The organism is Pseudomonas kitaguniensis (assembly GCF_049199985.1).
Lineage (GTDB): Bacteria > Pseudomonadota > Gammaproteobacteria > Pseudomonadales > Pseudomonadaceae > Aquipseudomonas > Aquipseudomonas kitaguniensis.
In genome coordinates, this window is record NZ_JBLZPT010000012.1 from 144,928 (window position 1) to 170,731 (window position 25,804).

A 25,804-nucleotide genomic window follows, 5' to 3' on the forward strand; every position below is an offset into this window, starting at 1 on the left:
GGCTTGCTCGCGATTGCGGTGTGCCAAATAAGTATTTTTCAACTGACACGCCGCCATCGCGAGCAAGCCCGCTCCCACAAAAGCGCGTTTGATCCGCTTCAACCACTCAGGTCGTCTGCTGTGCCGCGGCGGCACGTCCCCATGTCGGTCTAAACGGTTTTAACCCGCTCCGAAGGCCTGCGCACCCCAGCCACAATCTTGTCCACGGCTTTAGTCGCCGCCACCATGCCAAAGGTCGCCGTCACCATCATCACCGCGCCAAACCCACCCGCGCAGTCCAGCTTCACCCCGTCCCCCACAAAGCTCTTCTGCAAACAGATGCTGCCGTCCGGCTTGGGGTAACGCAGTTGCTCGGTCGAAAACACACACGGCACGCTGTAATGCCGCGTCACAGTGCGCGAAAAACCGTAGTCACGGCGCAACGTAGAGCGCACTTTCGACGCCAGCGGGTCGTTGAAGGTGCGGTTCAGATCACACACCTGGATCAACGTCGGGTCGATCTGCCCACCCGCACCGCCGGTGGTAATAATCTGAATCTTGCGGCGCTTGCACCAGGCAATCAGCGCGGCCTTGGCGTTAACGGCGTCGATGCAGTCGATCACGCAATCGATGTTCGGCGTGATGTACTCGGCCATGGTGTCGCGGGTCACAAAATCCGCCACCGCATGCACCGTGCAATCGGGGTTGATGCCGCGCAAGCGCTCAGCCATCACTTCGACCTTGGGCTTGCCCACGGTGCTGTCCAGCGCGTGCAACTGACGGTTGCTGTTACTCACGCAGACATCGTCCAGGTCAAACAGCGAAATCTCGCCCACCCCGCAACGGGCGATGGCTTCCGCCGCCCAAGAGCCCACGCCGCCGACGCCGACGATCGCCACGTGGGCCGCTTTCAAGCGTTCCAGGCCTTCAATGCCATACAAGCGGGCAACGCCTGCAAATCGCGGATCTTCTGTGCTCATGACCATTACCCCAAAAACCGGCGCGCATTATAGGGCTACGCGGCCACAAGTTTTAAGCTACACGCTACAAGTTAAGAACTTAGATGAACTTTCGCTGCCCAATGTGCGGTTTTTCCTGGCCTGCTGTACGCTCATGGAAGCGCCGGTGTAGGATGCGCGCCGTTCGGCGCAGGCCGGCACCTCTTTTCGTTCCACACCCTTTGGAACCCGAAACAGCTATGGCATCGCGTAAATTTGGACTCAACCTGGTGGTGGTGCTGGCAATTGCTGCGCTGTTCACCGGCTTCTGGGCGCTGATCAACCGCCCGGTTACCACCCCTAACTGGCCTGAGCAGATCTCCGGGTTTTCCTACTCGCCGTTCCAGCAAGGCCAATACCCGCAGAAAGACCAGTACCCCAGCGACGACCAGATGCGTCAAGACCTTGCGATCATGAGCAAGCTGACGGACAACATCCGTACTTATTCGGTCGACGGCACCTTGCAAGACATCCCCAAGCTGGCGGAAGAGTTCGGCCTGCGCGTAACGCTGGGGATCTGGATCAGCCCGGACCTTGAACGCAACGAGCGCGAGATCCAGCGTGCCATCGAGCTGGCCAATAGCTCGCGCAGCGTTGTGCGGGTGGTGGTCGGCAACGAAGCGTTGTTCCGTGAAGAAATCACCCCTGAAGCGCTGATCGTGCTGCTCGACCGGGTGCGCGCCGCCGTGAAAGTGCCGGTGACCACCTCCGAGCAATGGCACATCTGGGAAAAGTACCCACAACTGGCCAAGCACGTCGACCTGATTGCCGCGCACATCCTGCCGTTCTGGGAATTTATCCCGATGGACAAGGCTGGCCAATACGTACTCGACCGTGCCCGGGATCTGAAAAAACTCTTCCCAAAAAAGCCGTTGCTGCTGTCGGAAGTTGGCTGGCCGAGTAACGGACGCATGCGCGGTGGTAATGAAACCTCCCCCGCCGACCAGGCCATTTACCTGCGCACGCTGGTCAACAAGCTCAACCGCCAGGGTTACAACTACTTCGTGATCGAGGCCTTCGATCAGCCGTGGAAAGTCAGTGACGAAGGCTCGGCCGGCGCTTATTGGGGCGTGTACAACGCCGCGCGCCAGCAAAAATTCAACTTTGAAGGCCCGGTGGTCGCGATTCCGCAGTGGCGCGTGCTGGCCATCGGCTCGGTGGTGCTTGCGCTGCTGTCGCTGACCTTGCTGATGATCGACGGCTCGGCCCTGCGCCAGCGTGGCCGTACCTTCCTGACCTTTATCGCGTTCCTGTGCGGGTCGGTGTTGGTGTGGATCGGCTACGACTACAGCCAGCAATACAGCACCTGGTTTAGCCTCACCGTTGGTTTCTTGCTGGCACTCGGCGCCCTCGGCGTGTTTATCGTATTGCTGACCGAAGCCCACGAACTGGCGGAAGCGGTGTGGACCCACAAGCGCCGGCGCGAATTCCTGCCGGTGGAAGGCGATTCGCACTACCGCCCGAAAGTGTCGATTCATGTGCCGTGCTACAACGAGCCGCCGGAGATGGTCAAACAGACCCTCGACGCCCTGGCCGCCCTCGATTACCCGGACTTCGAAGTCCTGATCATCGACAACAACACCAAAGACCCGGCGGTGTGGGAACCGGTGCGCGACTACTGCGAAACCCTCGGCCCGCGCTTCAAGTTCTTCCACGTCGCGCCGCTGGCCGGTTTCAAGGGCGGCGCGCTGAACTACCTGATTCCGCACACCGCCAAGGACGCCGAAGTGATCGCGGTGATCGACTCGGACTACTGCGTGTCGCCGAACTGGCTCAAGCACATGGTGCCGCACTTCGCCGACCCGAAAATCGCCGTGGTGCAGTCGCCGCAGGATTACCGCGACCAGAACGAAAGCACCTTCAAGAAGCTCTGCTACGCGGAATACAAAGGCTTCTTCCATATCGGCATGGTCACGCGTAACGACCGCGACGCGATTATCCAGCACGGCACCATGACCATGACCCGTCGCTCGGTGCTTGAAGAACTCGGTTGGGCTGACTGGTGCATCTGCGAAGACGCCGAACTTGGCCTGCGTGTGTTCGAGAAAGGCTTGTCGGCGGCGTATTACCACGACAGCTACGGCAAGGGCCTGATGCCGGATACCTTTATCGACTTCAAGAAACAGCGTTTCCGCTGGGCCTATGGCGCGATTCAGATCATCAAGCGTCACACCGCAAGCCTGCTGCGCGGCAAGGGCACCGAGTTGACCCGTGGCCAGCGCTATCACTTCCTCGCGGGCTGGCTGCCGTGGGTGGCGGATGGCATGAACATTTTCTTCACCGTCGGCGCCCTGCTGTGGTCGGCGGCAATGATCATCGTGCCCACCCGTGTCGACCCGCCGCTGCTGATTTTCGCGATTCCGCCGCTGGCGTTGTTCGTGTTCAAGGTGGGCAAGATCATCTTCCTCTACCGTCGTGCGATGGGCGTGAACCTTAAGGACGCGTTCTGCGCAGCACTGGCCGGGCTGGCGTTGTCGCACACCATCGCGAAAGCGGTGCTGTATGGCTTCTTCACCACCAGTATTCCGTTCTTTCGTACACCGAAAAATGCGGATAACCACGGCTTCTGGGTCGCGATTTCCGAAGCCCGCGAAGAAATGTTCATCATGCTGCTGTTGTGGGGCGCGGCGCTGGGGATTTACCTGGTGCAAGGCCTGCCGAGCAATGACATGCGCTTCTGGGTGGTGATGCTGCTGGTGCAATCGCTGCCGTACGTGGCGGCGTTGATCATGGCGTTCCTCTCGTCGCTGCCAAAACCTGCAGCGAAGGCTGAGCCGGTAACGGCCGTGTAAAAACTTGCGCAATGCACTAAACGGCGGCCTCTGGCCGCCGTTTTGCTATAAGATAACGGCCGTTTTGCAAGACTTGGCCTAGCCCTGCTTTCTGTGGGAGCTGGCTTGCCTGCGATGGCATCGCCGCGGCGTACCTGCCAGATCGCGGCGTCTGCATCGCAGGCAAGCCAGCTCCCACATTGAATCTGCGCCCATTCAGGTTGTGTATTCCATATTCGTCCTGCGCCCATCACACGCTTCCGGAGTTTCCCCATGACGGCCCATGCCGACCTTTCGCCGACCCTTCAACTCGCCATCGACCTGATCCGTCGCCCCTCGGTGACGCCGATCGACGCCGACTGCCAGAAGCTGATGATGCAGCGCCTGGGCGACGCCGGTTTTGCGCTTGAGCCAATGCGCATCGAAGATGTGGACAACTTCTGGGCCACCCATGGCAAGCACGCTGGCCCGGTGCTGTGCTTTGCCGGCCACACTGACGTGGTGCCAACCGGCCCGGTGCAGGCTTGGCAGAACGACCCGTTCGACGCGCTGATCGACGACAACGGCATGCTCTGCGGGCGTGGCGCAGCAGACATGAAAGGCAGCCTGGCGGCGATGCTGGTGGCAGCCGAGCGTTTCGTCGGCGACTACCCGGACCACAAGGGTTCGGTGGCCTTCCTGATCACCAGCGATGAAGAAGGCCCGGCCCACCACGGCACCAAGGCCGTGATCGAGCGTCTGGCAGCCCGTAAAGAGCGCCTCGACTGGTGCATCGTCGGCGAACCGTCGAGTACTGCGCTGGTCGGCGACGTGGTCAAGAACGGTCGTCGCGGCTCGCTCGGCGCTACCCTCACGGTGCGCGGCGTACAAGGCCACGTGGCCTACCCGCACCTGGCGAAGAACCCGATTCACCTGGCCGCACCCGCCCTGGCGGAACTCGCCGCCGAGCATTGGGATGACGGCAACACGTTCTTCCCGCCGACCAGTTTCCAGATCTCCAACCTCAACTCCGGCACCGGCGCCACCAACGTGATCCCCGGTGACCTGACGGCAGTGTTCAACTTCCGTTTCTCCACCGAGTCCACCGTTGAAGCCCTGCAACAGCGCGTTGCGGCAATCCTCGACAAGCACGGCCTGGACTGGCACGTAGAATGGGCGTTGTCGGGCTTGCCGTTCCTCACCGAACCGGGCGCGCTGCTGGATGCGGTGTCGGCCAGCATCAAAGCGATCACCGGCCGTGACACCAAAGCCTCCACCAGCGGCGGCACGTCGGATGGGCGTTTCATTGCCACCCTCGGCACCCAAGTGGTGGAGCTGGGCCCGGTCAACGCGACGATTCACCAGGTTAACGAACGCATCCTGGCCAGCGACCTCGATGTGCTCACCGAAATCTATTACCAGACCCTGATCAAGTTGCTCGCCTGATGCTCGCTTGCCCTCTTTGCAGTGCCCCCCTCAACGCCGTCGAGAATGGCGTCGCATGCCCGGCCGGGCACCGTTTCGACCGGGCCCGCCAGGGCTACCTGAACCTGTTGCCGGTGCAGCACAAAAACAGCCGCGACCCAGGCGATAACCTCGCGATGGTCGAGGCGCGCCGCAACTTCCTCAACGCCGGGCACTACGCGCCTGTGGCCAAGCGCCTGGCCGAGCTGGCTGCCGAGCGCGCGCCACAACGCTGGGTAGACATCGGTTGCGGCGAGGGCTATTACACCGCGCAAATTGCCGATGCCCTGCCCCACGCCGACGGCTACGCGCTGGACATTTCCAAAGAAGCGGTCAAGCGCGCGTGCAAACGCAACCCGGCGCTGACCTGGTTGATCGCCAGTATGGCGCGTGTACCGCTGGCCGATGCGAGCTGCCAGTTCCTCGCCAGTGTGTTCAGCCCGCTGGACTGGGATGAGGCCAAACGCCTGCTCAGCCCCGGCGGCGGCTTGATGAAGGTCGGCCCCACTGCCGGCCACCTGATGCAATTGCGCGAGCGCCTGTACGACGAAGTGCGCGAGTACACCGACGACAAGCACTTGGCGCTGGTGCCGGACGGCATGAGCCTGGCGCACAGCGAAACCCTTGAGTTCACGCTGAGCCTGGCTGAACCCAAAGACCGCGCCAACCTGCTGGCCATGACGCCCCACGGCTGGCGTGCCAGCGCCGAACGCCGTAACGAGGTGATCGAAGCGGCCGAGCCGCTGCAGGTCACGGTGTCGATGCGCTACGATTATTTCGTGCTTCAATAACCGACTTTTATGCATCCGCGAATGGATTTTCGAATCCCGCAACGAGGAACATCCATGCGCCAACCTGATATTGAGATTTACCTGAAAGACGCCGACGTCGACTACAAGGCCATCGCCGCCTGGCTAGGCGCCGCCCTGGGCCCGTGCACCGACTGGGTCCAGCGAGGCCAGACCTACAAGTGCAAGGCCGGCAGCGTACCGGTGACTTGGCTGCCTAAAGCCGTGGGCAAATGGAACAGCCTGTACCTGGAAAGCGACCAGACCCCGTGGGACGACGACATTGCCTGTGCCCGCGCCGCGTTTGCCGCGCTGAACGTCGAAGTACGTTGTGCACCGGGCAGTTGGGTTGAGGAAGAAGGCGAAGAAAGTGCCGACACCTGGATTCGCATCAGCGCAGACGGTGAAGAGCAGATCACCTGGAAAACGGCTTGAAAACAGCGGCAAGCGGCAAGCTTCAAGCGGCAAGCAAGAGCGCTTGAAGCCTGCCACTTGCAGCTTGAAGCTTGCAGCTTGCCGCTGCCGCTGCCGCTTGCCCTGCGGTTAGAGGCCGACCACATCCTCGGCCTGTAACCCCTTCTCGCCGGTTACCACGGCGTACTCCACCTGCTGGCCTTCGGCCAACGAACGGTGGCCATCACCGCGAATGGCGCGGTAGTGCACAAACACATCCTTGCCGTCTTCGCGTTGAATAAACCCATAGCCTTTTGCATCGTTGAACCACTTCACATTGCCGATTTCGCGCGTTGCCATTTTTTTACTCCCACATGCTTTTTATTGTTGAGTCGCTCGCATTGAACTGCCGAGTATAAGACAGGCTCAAAAACCATCAACTCAAGTTTATATCGCCGCTTTTTTGCCGATTTTCGGCGAATACGGCACACTACCCGCCCGAGCGCCTGCTCGGTTTTTTCCACTTCAAGCAGCACGCCTATGACCCGCTCTCCGTTCCGCCGTCTGGTGTTTGGCACCTTGCGCCGACTGTTGTACCTCTGGGTTCGGTCGGAGACCATCAACCAGTCGTCCCTCACCCTTAACCTGGACCGCAGCCGGCCGGTGTTTTATGTGCTGCAATCACCCTCCCTCAGCGAATTGTCGGTGGTCGATAAAGAGTGCACCAAGGCCGGCCTGCCGCGCCCGGTGCTGCCGGTATCGGTGGGCCCGCTGATGGAACCTGCGGCGTTCTTTTACCTCACGCCCGAGCCGGACTGGCTAGGCCGCCAAGACAAGCGCGGCGCGCCGCCAACCCTGACCCGCCTGGTCAACACCCTGACCGAGCACGCCGAAGAGAATGCACAAATCATTCCCGTCAGCGTGTTCTGGGGGCAGTCGCCCGAAAGCGAGTCCAGCCCGTGGAAACTGCTGTTTGCCGACAGCTGGGCCGTGACCGGGCGCCTGCGCCGGTTGCTGAGCATTCTGATTTTGGGTCGCAAGACGCGCGTGCAATTCTCCGCGCCTATCAACCTGCGTGAATTGATCGAGCACAATAAAGGTCACGAACGGACAGTGCGCATGGCCCAACGCATCCTTCGTGTGCACTTTCGTAACCTGAAGACCGCAGTGATCGGCCCCGACCTGTCGCACCGCCGTAACCTGGTGAAAGGCTTGGTCAACATGCCGCTGGTGCGCCAGGCCATCCTGGAAGAGGCCGAACGCGAGAAAATCACCCCGGAAAAAGCCAAGGCCCAGGCCCTGCGCTACGGCAACGAGATCGCCTCGGACTACACCTACACCGCGATCCGTTTCCTTGAAGTGGTGCTGAGCTGGTTCTGGAACAAGATCTACGACGGCATCAAGGTCAACAACATCGAAGGCGTGCAACAGGTCGCCCAGGGTTACGAGGTGATTTACGTACCTTGCCACCGCAGCCATATCGACTACCTGCTGCTGTCCTATTTACTCTTCAAAAACGGCCTGACGCCGCCGCATATCGCCGCCGGCATCAACCTGAACATGCCGGTGATCGGCAGGCTGCTGCGCCGTGGCGGTGCGTTTTTCATGCGCCGCACCTTCAAGGGCAACCCGCTGTACACCTCGGTGTTCAACGAATACCTGCACACCCTGTTCACCAAGGGCTTCCCGGTGGAGTACTTCGTTGAAGGCGGGCGCTCACGTACCGGGCGCATGCTGCAACCCAAAACCGGGATGCTGGCGATCACCTTGCGCAGTTTCTTGCGCTCATCGCGCATGCCGATCGTCTTCGTGCCGGTGTACATCGGCTATGAGCGCGTGCTGGAAGGCCGTACCTACCTCGGCGAGCTGCGCGGCGCGAGCAAGAAAAAAGAGTCGATTTTCGATATTTTCAAAGTGGTCGGCGCGCTCAAGCAGCGCTTTGGCCAAGTCGCCGTCAACTTCGGCGAGCCGATCAAGCTGGCCGAGTTCCTGGATGCCGAGCAACCCGATTGGCGCACCCAAGAGCTTGGCCCGAACTATAAACCTGCGTGGCTCAACCAAACCACGCATCGGCTCAGCGAGCAGGTGGCGCGCCACCTGAACGAAGCCGCCGCGGTGAACCCGGTTAACCTGGTGGCCCTGGCGCTGCTCTCCACCACGCGGCTGGCGCTGGATGAACAGGCCATGGCGCGCCAGTTGGACCTGTACCTGGCGCTGCTGCGCCGCGTGCCGTACTCGCCGCATACCACCTTGCCGGAAGGCGATGGCCTGGCGCTGATCAAACACGTCAAGGACATGGACCTGCTGTCGGAACAGAGCGACGCCTTGGGCAAGATTCTGTACCTGGACGAGCCAAACGCCGTCCTGATGACCTACTATCGCAACAACGTGCTACACATCTTCGCCCTGCCCGCGTTGCTCGCGAGCTTCTTCCAAAGCAGCTCGCGGATGAGCCGCGAACAGATCCTGCGCTATACCCACGCGCTGTACCCGTACCTGCAATCGGAGCTGTTTATCCGCTGGTCGCTGGAGGCGTTGGACGCGGTGGTCGACCAATGGCTGGAGGCTTTCGTCGAACAAGGCCTGCTGCGCTTCGAAAACCAGGTGTACCTGCGCCCGGCCCCGAGTTCACGGCACTTTGTGCTGCTGACGCTGCTGTCCAAAAGCATCGCCCAGACCCTGCAACGTTTTTACATGGCGATCTCGCTGCTGCTCAACAGCGGCCGCAACAGCATCAGCGCCGAAGAACTGGAAGACCTGTGCACGATCATGGCCCAGCGCCTGTCGATCCTGCATGGCCTGAATGCCCCGGAGTTCTTCGACAAAAGCCTTTTCCGACATTTTATTCAGACGTTGCTGGAGCAAGATGTGCTGCGCCGCGACGAAGCGGGCAAGTTGAGCTATCACGACATGCTTGGCGAACTGGCTGAAGGTGCGGCAAAACGCGTGCTGCCGGCGGATATTCGCCTGTCGATCCGCCAAGTCGCCTTGCACCGCGTCGACGGCGCGGTCGAGGCGCCGGTCGAACCTGAGCCGCTCACTTCGCAAGAAAGCCGCTAGATTTAACGAGGCGCCGGGTAAATTCCGGCGCCGCTGAAAAGGAGCCGCACGTTGAAAAAAATCATTCTACTGGGCCTGACCGCCCTGCTCGGAGCCTGCCAATCGATGACGCCTGCGCCCAGGGGCAACCTTGATGGCGAAGTGTTCTACCTGCAACGCAGCGCGCTGCCGCCCGACGCCACGTTGAGTGTCAGCTTGCTGGATGTGTCGCTGATGGACGCCCCAGCCATGACCCTGGCGCAACAAAACGGCCCGGTCAAAGGGCAGGTGCCACTGGCGTTTCACCTGCGCTACGACCCCGCTCAGGTCAAACCGGGCCACACGTACTCGGTGAGCGCTCGCATCGAACGGGAGGGCAAGCTACTGTTTGTCACCACCGAACGGCATACCGTGCAACTCAACGGCCAAGACCCTCAACCGCTGCGCGTGCGGGTTGATGCGGTCGCCCACTGATGCTCTCCAGACCACACGTTAGATCAAAAGGAAGCGCTCATGCTCCGTAACTCCCTTCGCCTTACTGCCTTGTGTGCCGGCCTGCTGCTCGGCGCCAACGCCATGGCCTTGAACCTTGGCAGCCTGTCACAAAGCGACGCCAGCGGCGGGCTCAAAGATGCACTCACCCAAGGCGCACAGATCGCCGTGAAACAACTGGGGGTTCCCGGTGGTTTCAGCAACAACCCCGAGGTAAAAATCGGCCTGCCCGGCAAGCTCGGCAAAGTCGCCGACAAACTGAAAATGTTTGGCATGGGCGATCAGGTCACTCAACTCGAAACCAGCATGAACAAGGCGGCTGAAACCGCCGTGACCCAAGCGCAACCGATCTTGGTCAATGCGGTGAAAAACATGAGCGTGACCGACGCCAAGGGCATCCTCAGCGGTGGCCAGGACTCGGCTACCCAGTACCTGAACAAAAGCAGCCGTGAAGAAATTCGCGCCAAGTTCCTGCCGATCGTCAAGGCCGCCACCGACAAGGTTGGCGTTGCCCAACAGTACAATGCACTGGCCGGCAAGGCTGCCGCGTTTGGCGCGGTTGATGCCAAAAGTGCCAACGTCGAAAGTTACGTGACCGAACAGGCGCTGGACGGCTTGTTCAAGATGATCGCGCAACAGGAAGAAACCATTCGCAAGAACCCGGCGGCTGCGGCCACCAGCTTGGCAAAGAAGGTGTTCGGCGCGTTGTAACCCGCCACAGCAAGCACTCTATTACTGCGCCAAGGCCGCTGATAACGGGCCTTGGCGCAGTTGTTTCAGGCTAAGTGTCTCAACGGCTCAGCGTAAAAAGTGAGTGCATCGGCCTATGGTGCACTTGATGCTCATGGACCGGGTGCGCGTGCAGTTCGGTGCGGTGCGGTGCGCCATGATGCGGCTTGGGTGGGCAGCCCTGCGCCAAACTCGCTTGGTATATCTCAGGGCGAGGACGGTAACTACCGCCACCACCACACTCAGGCTGCCGCGGCGCGGCGTATTCAGATTCCCTGTTAGAGAATTTATTGGCCAGCAAAGCGCCGAGAAACGCACCTTTAAAAGCCGCAATAGCAGAAAAAATCGACATTTGACACTCCGTAAACTGATTGAAATAGGTCCGACCGCCAAATGGCGAAGTCGAAACCTGCGCCTGTCCATCAGGCAATTCTGAGTGGAGTGAAAAAACTTAACGTTCCAAATGCCGAGATGCCGGTTTGCATCGTCATGTAAATCAGTGAATAACCGAGCCCGCCAGTCGCCCCAGCATCAGCGTGGCAAAACAGCAGATGGCCACGGAGGTTGCCCGATTGATTTTCAACGGCGTAAGCCACGTCTTTTCAACCCCTTCGAACCGACTGCCTAACACAATCCAGGCCGACCCTACCGGTATCACCACCAACGCCAGCGTGGCCATAAACCCGGCATAACCCTGTAGCGAGGCAAATGCGCCGACCGGCGCGATAAACGAAGCGATCAACAGACCTTTCGGGTTCATCACCGTGAGCCAGAAGAAATACACGCCGCCGAAACGATCGTGGCTCGACTCCACGCTGGCGTTGTTGCGTTGCCAGAGCGTGAACGAGACATATAGCAGGTAACAGGCCGCCGCCAGTTGCGTAGCTTTCAGCGCCCACGGTGAATACCCCGCCAGATACAGCAACGCCACGCCCCACACCGACACCTGCAACAGATACGCCAGGCACTCGATAAACGCCAGCTTCCAAGAAGCCGTGTACCCGAACAGCACCCCGGCGCGAAACAGTAGCGTGTTGGTCGGTCCGGGGGCGAGTAGCAACAACGCTAGTGCTAAAACAGTGGACAGCATGATTACGCGGCATCCTTCCTGACTCGAAACCACGCAGCATACAGCGCAGGCAGGAACAATAGCGTCAACGCCGTCGCGACAATTAATCCGCCCATGATCGCCACGGCCATCGGCCCGAAGAACACGCTGCGTGACAGCGGAATCATTGCCAGCACCGCCGCGAGGGCTGTCAGCACAATCGGCCGGAAGCGTCGGACGGTGGCTTCGATGATTGCCTGCCATTGCGGCAGGCCAGCATTGATGTCTTGTTCGATCTGGTCCACCAGGATCACCGAGTTACGCATGATCATGCCTGACAGCGCGATGGTCCCGAGCATGGCGACAAAGCCGAACGGCTGGCGGAACAGCAGCAGGAACAAGGTCACGCCGATCAAGCCCAGCGGTGCCGTCAGAAACACCATGGCGGTGCGCGAGAAGCTGCGCAGTTGCAGCATCAGCAACGTCAGCACCACCACGATAAACAGTGGCACGCCGGCCTTGACCGAGTTCTGGCCACGCGCGGAATCCTCGACAGTGCCGCCCACTTCAATCAGGTAGCCGTCGGGCAGTTCGGCGCGCACGTCGGCAAGGGTCGGCAGAATTTGCTGCACCAACGTCGCCGGTTGTTCCTTGCCGTAGATGTCGGCGCGCACGGTCACGGTCGGCAGGCGGTTGCGGTGCCAGATGACGCCCTCTTCAAAACCATATTCGAGGGTGGCGATCTGCGACAGCGCCACGCTTTTGCCATTGTCGGTGGGCACCGCCAGGCTGGGCAGCAGCGACAATTCGGTGCGTTCATGCACGGTGCCGCGCATGAGGATTTCGATCAACTCGTTGTCCTCGCGGTATTGGCTGACGGTGGCCCCGGTGAGTGAACGCTGCAGGAATTTCGACAGGTTGGCGGTGCTCACGCCGAGTGCGCGGGCGCGGTCCTGGTCGATATTGAGGTAGACGATCTTGCTCGGCTCTTCCCAGTCCAGGTGCACGTTGACCACGTGGGTATTTTCGCGAACTTTGGCCGCCACTTTGCGCGCCAGGGCGCGGACTTGTTCGATGTGCTCGCCGGTCACCCGAAACTGCACCGGGTAACCCACGGGCGGGCCGTTTTCGAGGCGCGTGACACGCGAGCGCAGCGCGGGGAATTGTTCGTTAAGGGTTTCGATCAACCATGTGCGCAGGCTTTCGCGCTCTTCGATGGTCTTCGCCAACACCACAAATTGCGCAAAGCTGACCGCTGGCAGTTGCTGGTCCAGCGGCAGGTAAAAGCGCGGCGAACCGGTGCCCACGTAAGCCACATAGTTGTCGATGCCGGCGTGTTCCTGCAGCAAAGCCTCCAGGCGTTTGACCTGCTCGGCGGTGTTGCTAAGGGAAGCGCCCTCGGCCAGTTTCAGGTCGACCATCAACTCGAGTCGACCCGAGGCTGGGAAAAACTGTTGCGGCACAAAACGGAACAGCGCGACCGAGCCGATAAACAACAACAGCGTGAGGATGATCACGGTTTTGCGCCTGCGCACGCACCATTCGACCAAACCTCTTACGCGCTGGTAGAAGGGTGTGCCGTAGGGATCAGGCCCGTCAGCGCCATGTTTGGCCGCATGAATTTTCGCCAGGTCCGGCAGCAGTTTTGCCCCCAGGTACGGCACGAACACCACGGCAGCAACCCATGAGGCGAGCAGTGCGATGGTCACCACCTGAAAAATCGAGCGGGTGTATTCGCCGGTGCTTGATTGCGCGGTGGCAATCGGCAGAAAGCCCGCTGCCGTAATCAATGTGCCGGTGAGCATCGGGAACGCCGTGCTGGTCCAGGCGAAGCTGGCAGCCTTGAGCCGGTCGTAGCCCTGCTCCATTTTGATCGCCATCATTTCCACGGCGATGATGGCGTCATCCACCAGCAGGCCCAACGCCAGCACCAGTGCGCCGAGGGAAATTTTGTGCAACCCGATGCCGAGGTAATACATGCAGGCAAAGGTCATCGCCAATACCAGCGGAATCGCCAGGGCCACCACCATGCCAGTGCGCATGCCGAGCGAGAAGAAACTCACCAGCAACACGATGGCCAACGCCTCCGCCAGCACCTGGACGAATTCTCCGACGCTGGTTTTCACCGCCGCCGGTTGGTCCGACACCTTGCGCAGTTCCATGCCAGCCGGAAGGTTCTTCTGCAACCGTGCGAATTCGGCTTCAAGCGCCTTGCCCAGTACCAGAATATCGCCGCCGTCACGCATCGCCACCGCCAAGCCGATGGCGTCCGCGCCCATGTAACGCATGCGCGGTGCCGGGGGGTCGTTGAAACCCCGCTGAATCTCGGCCACGTCGCCAATACGGAACGTGCGGTCACCGACGCGAATCGGGAAGTTGCGGATTTCTTCAACCGTCTTGAAGTTGCCCGACACACGCAGTTGCACACGCTCGCTCGGGGTTTCAAAGAAGCCCGCCGTAGAGACGGCGTTCTGCTCCTGCAACGCCTGCTGCACCGCCGCCAATGGCAGGCCGAGCGTGGCGAGTTTGAGGTTGGACAGCTCGATCCAGATCTTCTCGTCCTGTAGGCCGAGTAGCTCAACCTTGCCCACATCCGGTACGCGTTGCAGTTGAATCTGGATGCGGTCGGCGTAGTCCTTGAGTACGGCGTAATCGAAACCGTCGCCTGTCAGGGCGTAGATGTTGCCGAACGTGGTGCCGAATTCATCGTTGAAAAACGGCCCCTGTATGTCCGGCGGCAAGGTCTGGCGAATATCGCTGACCTTCTTGCGCACCTGGTACCACAGCTCGGGAATTTGCGATGAGTGCATCGAATCACGGGCCATAAAGGTGACCTGCGATTCGCCGGGGCGCGAGAACGAAACAATGCGCTCGTACTCGCCGGTCTCCATCAGTTTTTTCTCGATACGCTCGGTGACTTGGCGCGCCACCTCTTGGGCCGTGGCCCCGGGCCAGTTGGTTTTGATCACCATGGCCTTGAAAGTGAACGGCGGGTCTTCGCTTTGCCCCAGCTTGGTGTAGGACAGAGTACCGACCACCGCCAGCAGGATCATCAGGAACAGTACGATCTGGCGATTACGCAACGCCCATTCGGAAAGATTGAAACGCATCAGGGATTACTCCTTGGCCGCCAGATTCACCACGCGGTTGTCGCGATCCACCGGGCGCACTTGCTGGCCCTCATGGAGTACGTGCACGCCCGCCGCGATCACCCAATCCGTCGCAGCCAAGCCCTCCAGCACCGGCACGGTTTTTTCGCCAAAGGCACCGATGCGCACCGGGGTGCGTTTCAGCGTGTTGTCCGGTTGCACGCGCCAGACGTAGGACGCACCGTTCTCCGCGCTCAGCGCCGACAGCGGCACCGACAGCGCAATCACGCCTTCAGCCTGAATGAACACACGCGCACTCTGGCCAAGTTCGGCAGGGACTTTGCCGCCAGTGAACGCGACACGCGCGGCGAAAGTGCGCGATTTAGGATCGGCGGCGGGTGACAGTTCACGAATGCGCCCGGCAAAGCGCTGGTCGGGCTGGCTCCACAACTCAACCGACACCGGTTGGCCAATCTTGAACCGGCCGAAGCCTTGCTCGGGCAGGCTGATCAGCACTTCTCGCTCACCGTCGGTGGCGAGGGTGAATACGGTTTGGCCGGCAGACACCACTTGGCCGACTTCCACCGCGCGCTTGGCAACCACACCGTCTTGCGGTGCACGCAATACGGCATAACCCGCCTGATTGCTCGACACGTCGAACTCGGCCTTGATCTGCTTCAGGCGCGCTTCACCTGAGCGGTAGAGGTTTTCAGCATTGTCGTACTGCGAATGGCTGACCATCTGACGGTCCATCAAGGTCTTGTAGCGGTCACGTTCGGCGCGCACCAGGCTCAAGTTGGACTGCGCGGCGGCGACTTGGGCGCGGGTGGCCTCCAGTTGCAGGCGCACGTCCTGGGGGTCGAGTTCGGCCAGCGGCTGGTTAGCCTTGACCCGTTCGCCCTCCTCCACCAGGCGTTTGCTGACTTTACCGCCAATGCGAAAGGCCAGGTCCGGCTCGTAACGGGCACGTACCTCGCCAGGAAAACTGTCCATCGCCTGCGCCGTGGGCTGCGGTTGCACCACCATGGCCGGGCGCAGGGTGGTCGGGGCCGCTTCTTCATGGCCGCACGCAGCCAAAAAAAGAGCCAGGCTGACAGGCAACGCAAAGGGCAGGAACGTGCTGCGCATGCTGAAGGACCTTTCGCAATGGGTGCTTGGAATAATTATACTGGCCAGTATGTTATTAATACCAAACTCGCCAGTCCAGTATTAAAGGTAAAAATGTCCGACAATCCTGTAAACACCAACAGCCCCGGGCGCCCCAAGGACATGGCAAAACGCCAGGCAATCCTCGAAGCGGCGAAAATTCTGTTTTTGAGCAACGGCTACGCGAGCACCAGCATGGACGCCGTGGCGCTTGAGGCCGGCGTGTCGAAACTCACCGTTTACAGCCACTTCACCGACAAGGAGACGTTGTTTACCGCTGCCGTGGTGGCGACGTGCGAGGAACAGTTGCCGGTGATGTATTTCGATCTGCCCGAGGGCATGCCGGTCGAAACGGTGTTGCTGAATATCGCGCGAGGCTTCCATCGCCTGATCAACAGCGAGGAGTCGGTAAACCTGCATCGCCTGATGATGACCACCGGTAGTCAGGACGTGAAGCTTTCGCAGATTTTCTTCGACGCGGGGCCGATGCGCATGCTACTGGGCATGGAGCGCCTGCTCAGCCGCATCAACCAGAGCGGCGCGCTGAGTATCGACGCACCGTTCAAGGCGGCTGAGCACTTCTTTTGCATGCTCAAGGGCACGGCGAATTTTTGCTTGCTGTATGGGTGCGGCGGGCAGTTGAGCGAGGCAGACGCCGAGGCGCATGTGCAGGATGTGGTGGGGTTGTTTATGCGCGGCTACCGCACCTGAAGTCGTTGAATCAAAAGCCGGCCTGGAGTAAACAGCAGGTTTGCTTCATGTGGGAGCGGGCTTGCTCGCGATCGCGGTGGTTCAGTTTAAAAATACTTACCTGACACACCGCCATCGGCAGCAAGCCCCTCCCACATCAACTTGAGAGAGGGAGTCGGCTTGCCTGCGCCGAGGCCTCAGACCCATGATGACTCAGGGTTTGAGCGCCTTCTTCGGATAGATGTCATACCGGCTGGACTTGCCATCCAGCGCATGGCTCGGCTTCGGCCCGTCGATGCAGGGCGCCTTGCGCGGGCGTTTGACCACTACGCGGTGGCTGGCCAGGGCCAGTGCGGCGGCCAACAGCGCCGGTGCGTCCGGGTCATCGCCCACCAGTGGACGGAACAGGCGCATTTCTTTCTTTACCAGCGCGGTTTTCTCACGGTGCGGGAACATCGGGTCCAGGTAAATCACCTGCGGCGGCTCGCCTTGCCAATTGAGCATCACGTCAATCGAGTTGCCCTTGAGCAACTGCATGCGCGCTACGATCGGCGCCACTTCAAAATCCTCGGCAGCGCGTGCCAGGCCGTCTTCGAGCAGCGCGCCGATCAACGGCTGACGCTCGATCAGGCTAATCTGGCAGCCCAGGCTGGCCAGCACGAAGGCGTCCTTGCCCATGCCCGCCGTGGCGTCCAGCACGCGTGGGCGTACGCCTTGGGCAATGCCGACGGCTTTGGCGATCATCTGCCCGCTGCCTCCGCCGTATAAACGCCGGTGCGCCGCGCCGCCTTCAACAAAGTCGACGCGCACCGGGCCGGGCGCCTCAGGCCCGAGTTGCTGCAATTGCAGGCCGTGCTCGCCGACTTGCAGGGAAAACTCGGCCGCCTCCAATTGCAAAGGCAGGCCAAGCTGGTCGGCCCACTGTTGCGCGCGCGCCTGGAAACCTTCGGCCAAGGCCTCGACCCGAATGCGGCTGGCCGCTGGTTGTTCGCTCATCAATCGCTACGCTCAAAAATATTAAGGATCGGCCAAAAGCGGCCGATAAAAAAAACAGTCAGGTATTTTGCCAGAGCTGAGCGTCGACCGAAAAAAATGTCAGACATTCTTCCCCTAACCATCGGTGTACTGCCGACCCACAACCATTACGGCCTGCGCAATACTCAAGCGCTGGCCGGGGTGAGTCATGTGTGGCAGGACTTCTTCGCCCGGGCCTTGGCCGAGCAGCTCGGCGCTACGCCGGGTGCGCTCGCAGCCAATGCACCTGCGCCGGTTGACCCGGCGGTAGAACCCAGCGAAGGCGCCGACCTGTTGACGCAAATCCTTACCCAGCGTGAGTGCGACGTAAAAGATACCGAGGTCGCGCCACCTGAGCCGCTGTTCCTGCCGATCGCCGAATTCGACACCGAGTTGCTGCCGCCGGCTGCCACGCCGTTCCCCGCAGAAGAAATCATCGCCCAGCAACGCCAGCAGAATTTCGACAGCGGCTGGGTTCGCCCCATCGTGCTGACCTCTGGCCAACCGCTGCCGCAGCCTGGCCCGGCACCCGCACCGCGCGCCCTGCACCTGCCGATTGCCGAATTTGAATTGGACCTGTTGCCCGCACCGGCCACGCCTTACCCGAGCGAAGAACTGCTGGCGCAACAAAAGGCCCTGGATTTTGACGCCCACTGGGCGCGCCCACTGATCGCCCACAACCTGCGCCTGGCCGCCTAAGCGCCTTCAGCGACACACCCACCAACGCCCCATGTCCAGGTGAAAATGGTTGCGATGGGCCGCGTTGTAGTCCGGGCTCAACACCCCATTAAAATCATCGCAGGCGCCGTCACGCACCTGGCGCAAAAAGCGCGCGCTGTCGCCCTGCCCCGGCCAATCCTTGAGCACACTGATAGTGCGCCCGTCCGCCAAGCGAAAGCCTGCGATGTCCAGCGCGTTCGCCGAGGCATGCTGGCTGAGTTGCCCCTCTGCGCGGTTGTAGATATTACGACAGGCGAAGCTGCCCAAGTGATCGACCCGCGTCACCGCCTGGCCGAACACCGCCTGGGCCGCTGGTTGCAGGCTGTGGCGCTCAAATAGGGCAAACGCTACGGCCAGCGGGCAACTGGCCAGAAAGCTGCTGCTCAAGCCGACGTCGGCGCCTTGCACGCGCAACACATTGCGCAATGGGCACGCGCTGTTCGCAGGCGTATCGGCCTGATGGCTGACGCGTAAACCGGAGGTTTTCAGCACGTGGTCGCACAGCGCCGGATCATCCTGCAAGCGGCCGAGCTTGAAGCGCGTCAGCAGGTTCGGGCTTGCACGCACGTCCAGCGGCGCCCACGGGTTCCAGTCATCCGGCAACGGCACCCAGCCGCGCCAAACCCCCAGCACCAGTGCGCCAGCCAGCAGCAACAGCGCACTCATCAGGTGGCTGAAGCGCACGGCTTAACCCTTGAAGAATTGGTTGGCTTGGCTGAATGGCATGTTGCGCTCGGTGAAGGTAAAGGTGCCCAGCGTGTAAACCTCCTGCGCCGCCCGGTAGAACTCGCCATACGCCGCCAAGGCCATCGCCGAGCCGACGCTGATGCGCCGCACGCCCATCGCGCTTAACTGCGCCACGCTGAGGTTCAAGCCGCCGGACATCAACACATTCACCGGTTTGGGCGCGACCGCCTTGACCACCGCCAGCACCTCTTCGGCACTGCGTAAGGCGGGCGCATACAGCACATCGGCGCCGGCTTCGGCGTAGGCTTGCAGGCGGCGAAGGGTGTCGGGCAAATCCAGTCGACCGTGCAGCAGGTTTTCTGCGCGGGCGGTGAGGGTGAAATCAAATGGCAGGCTGCGCGCAGCGGCGACAGCCGCTTCCACGCGCGCAACGGACAGGTCAAACGCGTAGATCGGCTCGTCGGCGATGCCCGTGGCGTCTTCGATGGAGCCACCGACGATCCCCGTGGCAGCGGCGCGCAGGATGGTTTGCGCGCAGCCTTCGGGCGTATCGCTGAAGCCGTTTTCGAGGTCGGCGGCTACCGGCAGCGCGGTGGCGTTGGCGATCATCTGTGCATTGACCAAGGTGTCTTCCAGCGACAACGCGCCTTCCGCATCCGGCCGCCCCAGGCTGAACGCATAGCCTGCGCTGGTGGTGGCCAAGGCTTCAAAGCCAAGGCTGGCGAGCATGATGGCGGAGCCTGCATCCCACGGGTTGGGCATCACGAACGCGCGGTCACGCGAATGCAATGCTTTGAAGGTTTCGGCGCGAAGGATTTGGGCATCCATGACTGACTCCTGGCGGGAAAGGAGCCTTAGAGTAACCCCAGTTGCTCCACTTCGGGTTCTCGATGCAACGTCGGCAGCGGTGGCAAACCTGGCAGACGCGCCATCATCTTGTGATGAAAACGCAGCGCGAGTTGCGCGGCGAGGCGGTTATCCGAGGTGTGCAGAAATACGTAAGGGCTGCGCCCTTCTTCGACCCAACCGGCCACCTTTTCAACCCACGGGTTCAGGAACGGGTCGTTGGCTTCAAGCTCAGGATGGCCAATAAAACGCACTTGGGGGAACTGCGTCAAGGCTGCTGGGCGCGGCGGCACCTTGGGCTTTTTCGATTGCGCATGCAGCACCGCAGCCGAGGTCGACGTGCAACTGAACAAGGCGCGCGAGTCGAGGCAGATGCGCTCGACGCCACGGTCACGCAACAGGCGATTAAGCGCGCGCTCGGCCTCGCCTTTGGCGAAGAACTCCAGGTGGCGCACTTCCACGGCCAGCGGGCGGTCCAGTGCCTCGATAAAACCGGCCAGCTCGCCCAGGCGTTGCGGTGAAAAGTTTGCCGACAATTGCAGCCACAGCGGCGAAACGCGCTCACCCAGCGGGCTCATCAAACCGACAAAACTTTCTGCCGCTGGCAACTGCTCGCGCAAGTCGCCGCCATGGCTGATGTCACCGGGGAATTTGGCCGTGAAGCGAAAATCTTCAGGCATGATGTCGGCCCAGCGCTGCACGGTGGCGGCCGAGGGGCGAGCATAAAAAGTGGTATTGCCTTCAACCGCGTTAAACACTTGGGAGTACAGCGCGAGGTAATCGCCTGCGCGTGCATCGGCCGGGTACAGGTAGTCGCGCCAGGCGTTTTCACTCCAGGACGGGCAACCAATGTAGTAAGGCAGGCGCATCAGATGTGGATGTCGAGACCGAGTACTTCCATATCCCATTCGACAAAGCCGGCGGTGGTCAGGTAGCTGGCCAGGGCGGTGGCAACGCTTTTGCTCATGGAGCGGGGGAAGACCATGTCTTGCTGACGTGCTGGCAGGCCGCTGATCCGCGCGCTGCCGGCATTTTGGCCGTTGGACTGCGTGCCGGAGGCAACCTCGATGAAGTCCGGCGAATCTTCGACGGACTCGTCTACCGTGACGTTCGCCTTGCGGGGCTTGCGCTTGAGGGGGTAGGACTGTGAGGAAAAGCCATCTATACGCATACGTGCAGACTCGGTATCAATGGTGGCAATTTAGCGGCACTTTCCATGGCGCGCAAATGCTCTGGTGATAACTAGAACACATAATTTGTAAAAGGTTTAAAAACTGCGGCAAATTCTGACGATTGGTGGTTTTAAAGGCCGCGCTCGGCTTTGGTTTGCGCGACTTTATCGCGCAGGTAAACGGGTGCGGCCTGGTCGGCGGCAATCGCTTCGCCGCGCGCATAGGCAAAGCGTGCCAGCGTCAGCAGGTCTTCGGCATGCGGCAGCATTGCGGCGTCCTGGCCAACCAATTGCACGTTGATGCGCTCGCCGTAACCCCAGCCGGTGCCGGCGCCGAACCAGTCACCACGGGCATCATCCGGCAAAACCGACACCTGCGGCGGTTGCACGGCTTCAACACCCACCAGGCGCATTTCGCCCGCGGTCTCGCGATAGCAGCCCCAATACACTTCATCCATCCGTGCATCAATGGCCGCCGCCACTTGCGTGGCGCCGTGCTCACGCAGGGCACGCTGGGCCAGCACGGCCAGGTTGGAAACCGGTAGCACCGGGCGCTCCAGCGCAAAGGCCAAACCCTGCACTACGCCGATGGCGATACGTACGCCGGTAAACGCTCCCGGGCCACGGCCAAACGCGATGGCATCCACGGCAGACAAGGTGGTGCCTGCGTCTTCCAGCAGTTGCTTGATCATCGGCAACAGCTTTTGCGCGTGCAGGCGCGGGATCACCTCGTAGTGGCTCGTGACCTTGCCGTCATGCAGCAAGGCAACGGAGCAAGCTTCAGTCGCGGTGTCCAGGGCCAGCAGGGTGCTCATCGGTGTAGGTGTCCAAGTCGAAAAAAAGTGCGCCAGTATAAACAACAACGGCCCGCAAGCGGGCCGTTGTACGCAAAACCGATGGTTCGATCAGCTCAGTGCTTGCAGCACCTTGGCGGTGATGGCTTCTACCGAGCCAACGCCAGGGATGTGGCTGTACTTCGGCTTGCCATTGGCAGCGGACAGCTTCTGGTAGAAATCCACCAGCGGCTTGGTCTGCGAGTGGTAGACCGACAAGCGATGACGTACGGTTTCTTCCGTGTCGTCCTTGCGCTGTACCAGCTCTTCACCGGTCACATCGTCTTTGCCTTCAACCTTTGGCGGGTTGTAGACGGTGTGGTACACGCGGCCCGAGGCCTCGTGAACACGACGACCGGCAATACGCTGCACGATTTCTTCATCTTCAACCGCGATTTCAACCACCGCATCCAGCTCTACGCCAGCTTTTACCAAGGCTTCAGCCTGTGGAATGGTGCGTGGGAAACCGTCGAACAGGAAACCGTTCTTGCAGTCGTCCTGACTGATGCGTTCTTTGACCAGGTTGATAATCAGGTCATCAGACACCAGGGCGCCGCTGTCCATCACGCTTTTAGCGATCAGGCCCAGCTCGGTGCCTGCCTTGACGGCAGCGCGCAGCATGTCGCCAGTGGAGATTTGTGGAATGCCGAATTTTTCAGTGATGAACTTTGCCTGAGTACCTTTACCGGCCCCGGGAGCTCCCAGCAGAATGACGCGCATCGATGTGCTCCTCAATTTTTTATAGAGATGACGCTCGGATTCGCCGCGTGGGGCCAATCTCGTAAAAATAGGGTGTATAAAAATCTGAAACCAGGCCGATCAAACGGCCAAAGGCTGATCAAGATACACAGCGGGCCGTAACCACACAAGCCGCCGAAAGTCGCAGGAACCGCCGCCATGCCTGACTCATCGCCAAGGTGTGCCTGAGTGCAACCTGTGCCCTTAAATAACGGCCGCCCATTTCGGGGCGGCCGTCATTGTTTATCTGCAAGCCTTTGAGAACACGCAAGAAACCTTAGCCGGTATTGCGCAAACCGGCGGCAATACCGGCCACGGACACCAGCAGCGCCTGTTCCAGAGGGCTGTCTTGCGCAGCTTCCTGCAACCGCGAGCGCGCCAATAACTCGGCCTGCAACAGGTGCAGCGGGTCGAGGTAGGTGTTGCGCAAGCGGATGAACTCAAGCGTGTCCGGGCTATGCGCCAGCAGTTGCGACTGGCCGGTCAGGCCAAGCACCACATGGCATGCCTGCGACAATAGGTCGCGCAAGTGCGCACCCAATGGCAGCAAGTCAGGCTGCACCAGACGCTCATCATATAAACGCGCGATGTCGGCATCCGCCTTGGCCAGCACCATTTCCAGCATATCGATGCGCGTACGGAAGAACGGCCATTGCTCACGCATTTGCCCCAGCAACTCGCCTTCGCCGCGTTCCAGCGCCTTGCTCAATGCCGCTTCCCAGCCGAGCCAGGCGGGCAGCATCAGGCGGGTTTGGGTCCAGCCAAAGATCCATGGGATAGCGCGCAGACTTTCGATACCGCCTGCACGCCGTTTGGCCGGGCGACTGCCGAGTGGCAAGCGACCGAGTTCCTGCTCGGGCGTGGACTGGCGGAAATACTCGACGAACTGCGGATTTTCCCGCACCACCGCGCGGTAGGCGCTGACGCCATCGGCCGCCAATTCATCCATCAAATGCCGCCAAGCCGGCTCAGGCGGCGGCGGTGGCAACAAGGTGGCTTCCAGCACCGCCGCCAGATACAGGTTGAGGTTTTGCTCGGCAATGTCCGGCAGGCCGAACTTGAAGCGGATCATCTCGCCTTGTTCGGTGGTACGGAACCGCCCCGCCACCGAGCCAGGCGGCTGTGACAGGATGGCTGCGTGCGCCGGGCCACCGCCACGGCCAACGGTGCCGCCGCGACCGTGGAACAACAGCAACTCCACTTGCTGCTCGCGGCAAATATCCACCAGACGCTCCTGCGCCCGGTATTGCGCCCAGGCGGCGGCGGTGGTGCCGGCGTCCTTGGCCGAGTCCGAATAGCCGATCATCACTTCTTGCGGGCCTTGCAACCGCGCGCGATAGCCCGGCAATTGCAACAGACACTCCATCACCGGCCCGGCGTTATCCAGGTCGGCCAGGGTTTCGAACAACGGCACCACGCGCATTGGCCGCTGCACGCCCGACTCTTTAAGCAGCAACTGCACCGCCAGCACATCGGACGCGGCGCCCGCCATGGAAATAACGTACGAGCCGAGCGACGCGGCCGGTGCGGCGGCAATTTCCTTGCAGGTATTCAATACCTCGGCGGTGTCTGCCGAGGGTTTGAAATAACCCGGCAGCAGCGGTCGACGGTTGGCCAATTCATTCATCAGGAAGCTGATGCGCGCCTCTTCATCCCAGTCCTCATAGCGGCCAATGCCCAAATAATCGGTGATTTCAGTCATGGCCGCCGAGTGTCGGCTGGAATCCTGACGCACATCCAGGCGCACCAGGAACAGGCCAAAGGTCACCGCCCGGCGCAGGCAATCGAGCAACGGGCCATCGGCAATCACGCCCATGCCGCACGCGTGCAGCGACTGGTAACACAGTTGCAACGGGGCGAGCAGGTCTTGGTTGTCTTGCAACACTTCGGCAGGCGCCGGAGTCGGCGCGGTCAATGCCGTGTGCGCCCACTGGCGGGTGGCGCGCAGGCGTTCGCGCAGTTGCTTGAGCACGGCGCGATAGGGCTCGACGCTGTCGCCGATTTTGGCCTGTAACGCCGGGCTGGCCTGCTGCATCGACAGCTCGGACGCCAAGTGGTCGACGTCACGCAAATACAAATCCGCCGCCATCCAACGCGCCAGCAACAATACTTCGCGGGTAACCGGCGCGGTGACATTCGGGTTGCCGTCACGGTCGCCGCCCATCCACGAGGCAAAGCGAATCGGCGCCGCCTCCAATGGCAGGCGCAAGCCGGTGGCGGCGTGCAACGCCTGGTCGGCCTTGCGCAAATAATTGGGGATGGCCTGCCACAGCGAATGCTCGATCACCGCAAAGCCCCATTTGGCTTCGTCTACCGGCGTGGGCCGGATGCGGCGGATTTCTTCGGTGTGCCACGCTTCGGCGATCAGCCGTTGCAAGCGTTCGCGGATCTGCTCGCGCTCGGCGGTGGTGAGGTCGCGGTGATCCTGCAGCGCCAGTTGTGCGGCAATCGCATCGTATTTCTGGATAAGCGTGCGGCGCGCCACTTCGGTCGGGTGGGCGGTGAGCACCAGTTCAATCTCCAACTGCGCCAACTGCCGCGCCAGGGATTCATTGCTGTGCCCCTCGCCTTGCAGGCGGGCGAGCAACTCCGGCAATACACGCGATTCAAACGGCGCCGGTTGCGACTCATCGCGCCGATGAATCAACTGGTACTGCTCGGCGATATTCGCCAGGTTAAGGAACTGGTTAAACGCTCGCGCGACCGGCAGCAGCTCATCTTCCTGCAGTTGGTTCAAGCTGGCGCTGAGTTCTTCCCCAGCAGCCTGCTCGGCCCCCGCACCTCGGCGGTCAGCCTTGGCGCCTTTGCGGATTTGCTCGATCTTGTCGAGAAAATCATCGCCGTACTGCTCTCGAATGGTGTTGCCCAACAGTTCACCCAGCAGGTGAACATCCTCACGCAAGCGTGCATCAATATCACTCATCAGCCAATCTCCAGCCAGAAATCCGGGACGCGCAGGCCTTCCAGAGTGCCGCCCGCATCGATTTCTGACAAGGCCGAACGCAAACCACTTTAAACCTTGCGGATTACAGCTAGTCTCAACAGTGAGCCGCCGCGTTATCCACGCAGGCGACTGGTCACTCATCACCGCCCGCCCTCGCAGGCCTTATTGAAGTTGCCATGGGTGAGGAAGGTGATGCGCCGTACGAAGAAGGCGAGCACAACAGGAAAAACTCTAAACAACCTGCAA

Annotated in this window: 23 protein-coding genes; 9 read left to right on the plus strand and 14 right to left on the minus strand. The window is 61.0% G+C overall.

Annotated features, from left to right (window positions below; translation table 11 throughout):
- Positions 1-149: 149 nt before the first annotated feature.
- A complete protein-coding gene (tcdA, locus tag ACOZK9_RS16640) occupies positions 150-959 on the minus strand; it encodes a tRNA cyclic N6-threonylcarbamoyladenosine(37) synthase TcdA (RefSeq protein ID WP_421556207.1) in 810 nt (269 codons plus the stop codon).
- 218 nt (positions 960-1,177) lie between these two features.
- Between tcdA and ACOZK9_RS16645 the strand changes: the two genes are divergently transcribed.
- The 4 genes from ACOZK9_RS16645 (at position 1,178) to ACOZK9_RS16660 (ending at position 6,414) form a co-directional block, all read left to right on the plus strand.
- Positions 1,178-3,769, plus strand: a complete 2,592-nt coding sequence (locus ACOZK9_RS16645) for a glycosyltransferase (protein WP_058413614.1) — start codon at positions 1,178-1,180, stop codon at positions 3,767-3,769.
- A 252-nt stretch (positions 3,770-4,021) separates the two neighbouring features.
- Positions 4,022-5,173: a succinyl-diaminopimelate desuccinylase gene (dapE, locus tag ACOZK9_RS16650; RefSeq protein WP_058413615.1), complete on the plus strand. Its 1,152-nt coding sequence runs from the start codon at positions 4,022-4,024 to the stop codon at positions 5,171-5,173.
- Positions 5,173-5,982, plus strand: a complete 810-nt coding sequence (locus ACOZK9_RS16655; RefSeq protein ID WP_152748693.1) for a putative RNA methyltransferase — start codon at positions 5,173-5,175, stop codon at positions 5,980-5,982. The genes dapE and ACOZK9_RS16655 overlap by 1 nt, the downstream gene beginning before the upstream one ends.
- 54 nt (positions 5,983-6,036) lie before the next feature.
- On the plus strand, positions 6,037-6,414 hold the full coding sequence (locus ACOZK9_RS16660) for a hypothetical protein (RefSeq protein ID WP_058413617.1): 378 nt from the start codon (positions 6,037-6,039) through the stop codon (positions 6,412-6,414).
- A gap of 108 nt (positions 6,415-6,522) precedes the next feature.
- Here ACOZK9_RS16660 and ACOZK9_RS16665 read toward each other — a convergent pair whose 3' ends face one another.
- Positions 6,523-6,732, minus strand: coding sequence for a cold-shock protein (locus tag ACOZK9_RS16665; protein ID WP_058413618.1), 210 nt, complete (start codon positions 6,730-6,732; stop codon positions 6,523-6,525).
- A 180-nt stretch (positions 6,733-6,912) separates the two neighbouring features.
- Between ACOZK9_RS16665 and plsB the strand changes: the two genes are divergently transcribed.
- The 3 genes from plsB to ACOZK9_RS16680 are packed head-to-tail and all read left to right on the plus strand — an operon-like array spanning position 6,913 to position 10,614.
- On the plus strand, positions 6,913-9,432 hold the full coding sequence (gene plsB, locus ACOZK9_RS16670) for a glycerol-3-phosphate 1-O-acyltransferase PlsB (protein WP_421556208.1): 2,520 nt from the start codon (positions 6,913-6,915) through the stop codon (positions 9,430-9,432).
- A 51-nt stretch (positions 9,433-9,483) separates the two neighbouring features.
- Complete coding sequence (locus tag ACOZK9_RS16675; protein WP_421556209.1) at positions 9,484-9,885, plus strand: YbaY family lipoprotein; 402 nt, start codon at positions 9,484-9,486, stop codon at positions 9,883-9,885.
- Positions 9,886-9,924: 39 nt separating this feature from the next.
- Positions 9,925-10,614 (plus strand): DUF4197 domain-containing protein, encoded by a 690-nt coding sequence (locus ACOZK9_RS16680; RefSeq protein WP_122252087.1) that lies wholly within the window; start codon positions 9,925-9,927, stop codon positions 10,612-10,614.
- A 79-nt stretch (positions 10,615-10,693) separates the two neighbouring features.
- Here ACOZK9_RS16680 and ACOZK9_RS16685 read toward each other — a convergent pair whose 3' ends face one another.
- The 4 genes from ACOZK9_RS16685 to ACOZK9_RS16700 all read right to left on the minus strand — a co-directional run bounded on the left by ACOZK9_RS16685 (position 10,694) and on the right by ACOZK9_RS16700 (position 15,897).
- Entirely contained in the window at positions 10,694-10,984 is a 291-nt protein-coding gene (locus tag ACOZK9_RS16685) for a hypothetical protein (RefSeq protein WP_152748696.1), read from the minus strand.
- 144 nt (positions 10,985-11,128) lie between these two features.
- Positions 11,129-11,722: a LysE family translocator gene (locus ACOZK9_RS16690; protein WP_421556210.1), complete on the minus strand. Its 594-nt coding sequence runs from the start codon at positions 11,720-11,722 to the stop codon at positions 11,129-11,131.
- Between the two features lie 2 nt (positions 11,723-11,724).
- Positions 11,725-14,790 carry an efflux RND transporter permease subunit gene (locus tag ACOZK9_RS16695; protein ID WP_421556211.1) on the minus strand — a complete coding sequence of 1,022 codons (3,066 nt, stop codon included), beginning with the start codon at positions 14,788-14,790 and terminating at the stop codon, positions 11,725-11,727.
- Between the two features lie 6 nt (positions 14,791-14,796).
- On the minus strand, positions 14,797-15,897 hold the full coding sequence (locus tag ACOZK9_RS16700) for an efflux RND transporter periplasmic adaptor subunit (protein WP_421556212.1): 1,101 nt from the start codon (positions 15,895-15,897) through the stop codon (positions 14,797-14,799).
- A gap of 93 nt (positions 15,898-15,990) precedes the next feature.
- On the opposite strand from ACOZK9_RS16700, the gene ACOZK9_RS16705 reads away from it, so the two are divergent.
- On the plus strand, positions 15,991-16,626 hold the full coding sequence (locus tag ACOZK9_RS16705) for a TetR/AcrR family transcriptional regulator (protein ID WP_421556213.1): 636 nt from the start codon (positions 15,991-15,993) through the stop codon (positions 16,624-16,626).
- A gap of 192 nt (positions 16,627-16,818) precedes the next feature.
- Here the strand turns inward: ACOZK9_RS16705 and ACOZK9_RS16710 are convergent, their stop codons facing one another.
- Positions 16,819-17,601 carry a class I SAM-dependent methyltransferase gene (locus ACOZK9_RS16710; RefSeq protein WP_421556214.1) on the minus strand — a complete coding sequence of 261 codons (783 nt, stop codon included), beginning with the start codon at positions 17,599-17,601 and terminating at the stop codon, positions 16,819-16,821.
- A gap of 96 nt (positions 17,602-17,697) precedes the next feature.
- Here ACOZK9_RS16710 and ACOZK9_RS16715 point away from each other — a divergent pair, with 96 nt between their 5' ends.
- A complete protein-coding gene (locus ACOZK9_RS16715) occupies positions 17,698-18,318 on the plus strand; it encodes a hypothetical protein (protein ID WP_058413628.1) in 621 nt (206 codons plus the stop codon).
- Between the two features lie 6 nt (positions 18,319-18,324).
- On the opposite strand, the gene ACOZK9_RS16720 is transcribed toward ACOZK9_RS16715, so the two are convergent.
- The 7 genes from ACOZK9_RS16720 to ppc form a co-directional block, all read right to left on the minus strand.
- Positions 18,325-19,005 (minus strand): extensin-like domain-containing protein, encoded by a 681-nt coding sequence (locus ACOZK9_RS16720; protein ID WP_421556224.1) that lies wholly within the window; start codon positions 19,003-19,005, stop codon positions 18,325-18,327.
- A gap of 21 nt (positions 19,006-19,026) precedes the next feature.
- Entirely contained in the window at positions 19,027-19,854 is an 828-nt protein-coding gene (locus tag ACOZK9_RS16725; protein ID WP_421556215.1) for an isocitrate lyase/PEP mutase family protein, read from the minus strand.
- Positions 19,855-19,880: 26 nt separating this feature from the next.
- Positions 19,881-20,741 carry a DUF72 domain-containing protein gene (locus tag ACOZK9_RS16730; protein WP_421556216.1) on the minus strand — a complete coding sequence of 287 codons (861 nt, stop codon included), beginning with the start codon at positions 20,739-20,741 and terminating at the stop codon, positions 19,881-19,883.
- A complete protein-coding gene (locus ACOZK9_RS16735) occupies positions 20,741-21,043 on the minus strand; it encodes a hypothetical protein (RefSeq protein WP_058413632.1) in 303 nt (100 codons plus the stop codon). Before ACOZK9_RS16735 ends, ACOZK9_RS16730 begins: the two co-directional genes overlap by 1 nt.
- A 131-nt stretch (positions 21,044-21,174) precedes the next feature.
- Positions 21,175-21,858, minus strand: a complete 684-nt coding sequence (tsaB, locus tag ACOZK9_RS16740; RefSeq protein ID WP_421556217.1) for a tRNA (adenosine(37)-N6)-threonylcarbamoyltransferase complex dimerization subunit type 1 TsaB — start codon at positions 21,856-21,858, stop codon at positions 21,175-21,177.
- Positions 21,859-21,948: 90 nt separating this feature from the next.
- Positions 21,949-22,596, minus strand: coding sequence for an adenylate kinase (adk, locus tag ACOZK9_RS16745; RefSeq protein WP_058413634.1), 648 nt, complete (start codon positions 22,594-22,596; stop codon positions 21,949-21,951).
- A 295-nt stretch (positions 22,597-22,891) separates the two neighbouring features.
- Positions 22,892-25,537 (minus strand): phosphoenolpyruvate carboxylase, encoded by a 2,646-nt coding sequence (ppc, locus tag ACOZK9_RS16750; protein ID WP_421556218.1) that lies wholly within the window; start codon positions 25,535-25,537, stop codon positions 22,892-22,894.
- Between the last annotated feature and the right edge of the window lie 267 nt (positions 25,538-25,804).

Excerpts from the sequence above, each read along its gene's own strand:
- ACOZK9_RS16645 (WP_058413614.1), top strand. The coding sequence starts at position 1,178 with ATGGCATCGCGTAAATTTGGACTCAACCTGGTGGTGGTGCTGGCAATT.
- ACOZK9_RS16705 (WP_421556213.1), top strand. The coding sequence starts at position 15,991 with ATGTCCGACAATCCTGTAAACACCAACAGCCCCGGGCGCCCCAAGGAC.
- ACOZK9_RS16695 (WP_421556211.1), bottom strand. The coding sequence starts at position 14,790 with ATGCGTTTCAATCTTTCCGAATGGGCGTTGCGTAATCGCCAGATCGTA.
- tsaB (WP_421556217.1), bottom strand. The coding sequence starts at position 21,858 with ATGAGCACCCTGCTGGCCCTGGACACCGCGACTGAAGCTTGCTCCGTT.
- ACOZK9_RS16690 (WP_421556210.1), bottom strand. The coding sequence starts at position 11,722 with ATGCTGTCCACTGTTTTAGCACTAGCGTTGTTGCTACTCGCCCCCGGA.
- adk (WP_058413634.1), bottom strand. The coding sequence starts at position 22,596 with ATGCGCGTCATTCTGCTGGGAGCTCCCGGGGCCGGTAAAGGTACTCAG.
- ACOZK9_RS16700 (WP_421556212.1), bottom strand. The coding sequence starts at position 15,897 with ATGCGCAGCACGTTCCTGCCCTTTGCGTTGCCTGTCAGCCTGGCTCTT.
- ACOZK9_RS16720 (WP_421556224.1), bottom strand. The coding sequence starts at position 19,005 with ATGAGTGCGCTGTTGCTGCTGGCTGGCGCACTGGTGCTGGGGGTTTGG.
- ACOZK9_RS16710 (WP_421556214.1), bottom strand. The coding sequence starts at position 17,601 with ATGAGCGAACAACCAGCGGCCAGCCGCATTCGGGTCGAGGCCTTGGCC.
- dapE (WP_058413615.1), top strand. The coding sequence starts at position 4,022 with ATGACGGCCCATGCCGACCTTTCGCCGACCCTTCAACTCGCCATCGAC.
- ACOZK9_RS16660 (WP_058413617.1), top strand. The coding sequence starts at position 6,037 with ATGCGCCAACCTGATATTGAGATTTACCTGAAAGACGCCGACGTCGAC.
- ppc (WP_421556218.1), bottom strand. The coding sequence starts at position 25,537 with ATGAGTGATATTGATGCACGCTTGCGTGAGGATGTTCACCTGCTGGGT.
- ACOZK9_RS16735 (WP_058413632.1), bottom strand. The coding sequence starts at position 21,043 with ATGCGTATAGATGGCTTTTCCTCACAGTCCTACCCCCTCAAGCGCAAG.
- ACOZK9_RS16655 (WP_152748693.1), top strand. The coding sequence starts at position 5,173 with ATGCTCGCTTGCCCTCTTTGCAGTGCCCCCCTCAACGCCGTCGAGAAT.
- ACOZK9_RS16730 (WP_421556216.1), bottom strand. The coding sequence starts at position 20,741 with ATGCGCCTGCCTTACTACATTGGTTGCCCGTCCTGGAGTGAAAACGCC.
- plsB (WP_421556208.1), top strand. The coding sequence starts at position 6,913 with ATGACCCGCTCTCCGTTCCGCCGTCTGGTGTTTGGCACCTTGCGCCGA.
- ACOZK9_RS16715 (WP_058413628.1), top strand. The coding sequence starts at position 17,698 with ATGTCAGACATTCTTCCCCTAACCATCGGTGTACTGCCGACCCACAAC.
- ACOZK9_RS16680 (WP_122252087.1), top strand. The coding sequence starts at position 9,925 with ATGCTCCGTAACTCCCTTCGCCTTACTGCCTTGTGTGCCGGCCTGCTG.
- ACOZK9_RS16685 (WP_152748696.1), bottom strand. The coding sequence starts at position 10,984 with ATGTCGATTTTTTCTGCTATTGCGGCTTTTAAAGGTGCGTTTCTCGGC.
- ACOZK9_RS16665 (WP_058413618.1), bottom strand. The coding sequence starts at position 6,732 with ATGGCAACGCGCGAAATCGGCAATGTGAAGTGGTTCAACGATGCAAAA.
- ACOZK9_RS16725 (WP_421556215.1), bottom strand. The coding sequence starts at position 19,854 with ATGGATGCCCAAATCCTTCGCGCCGAAACCTTCAAAGCATTGCATTCG.
- tcdA (WP_421556207.1), bottom strand. The coding sequence starts at position 959 with ATGAGCACAGAAGATCCGCGATTTGCAGGCGTTGCCCGCTTGTATGGC.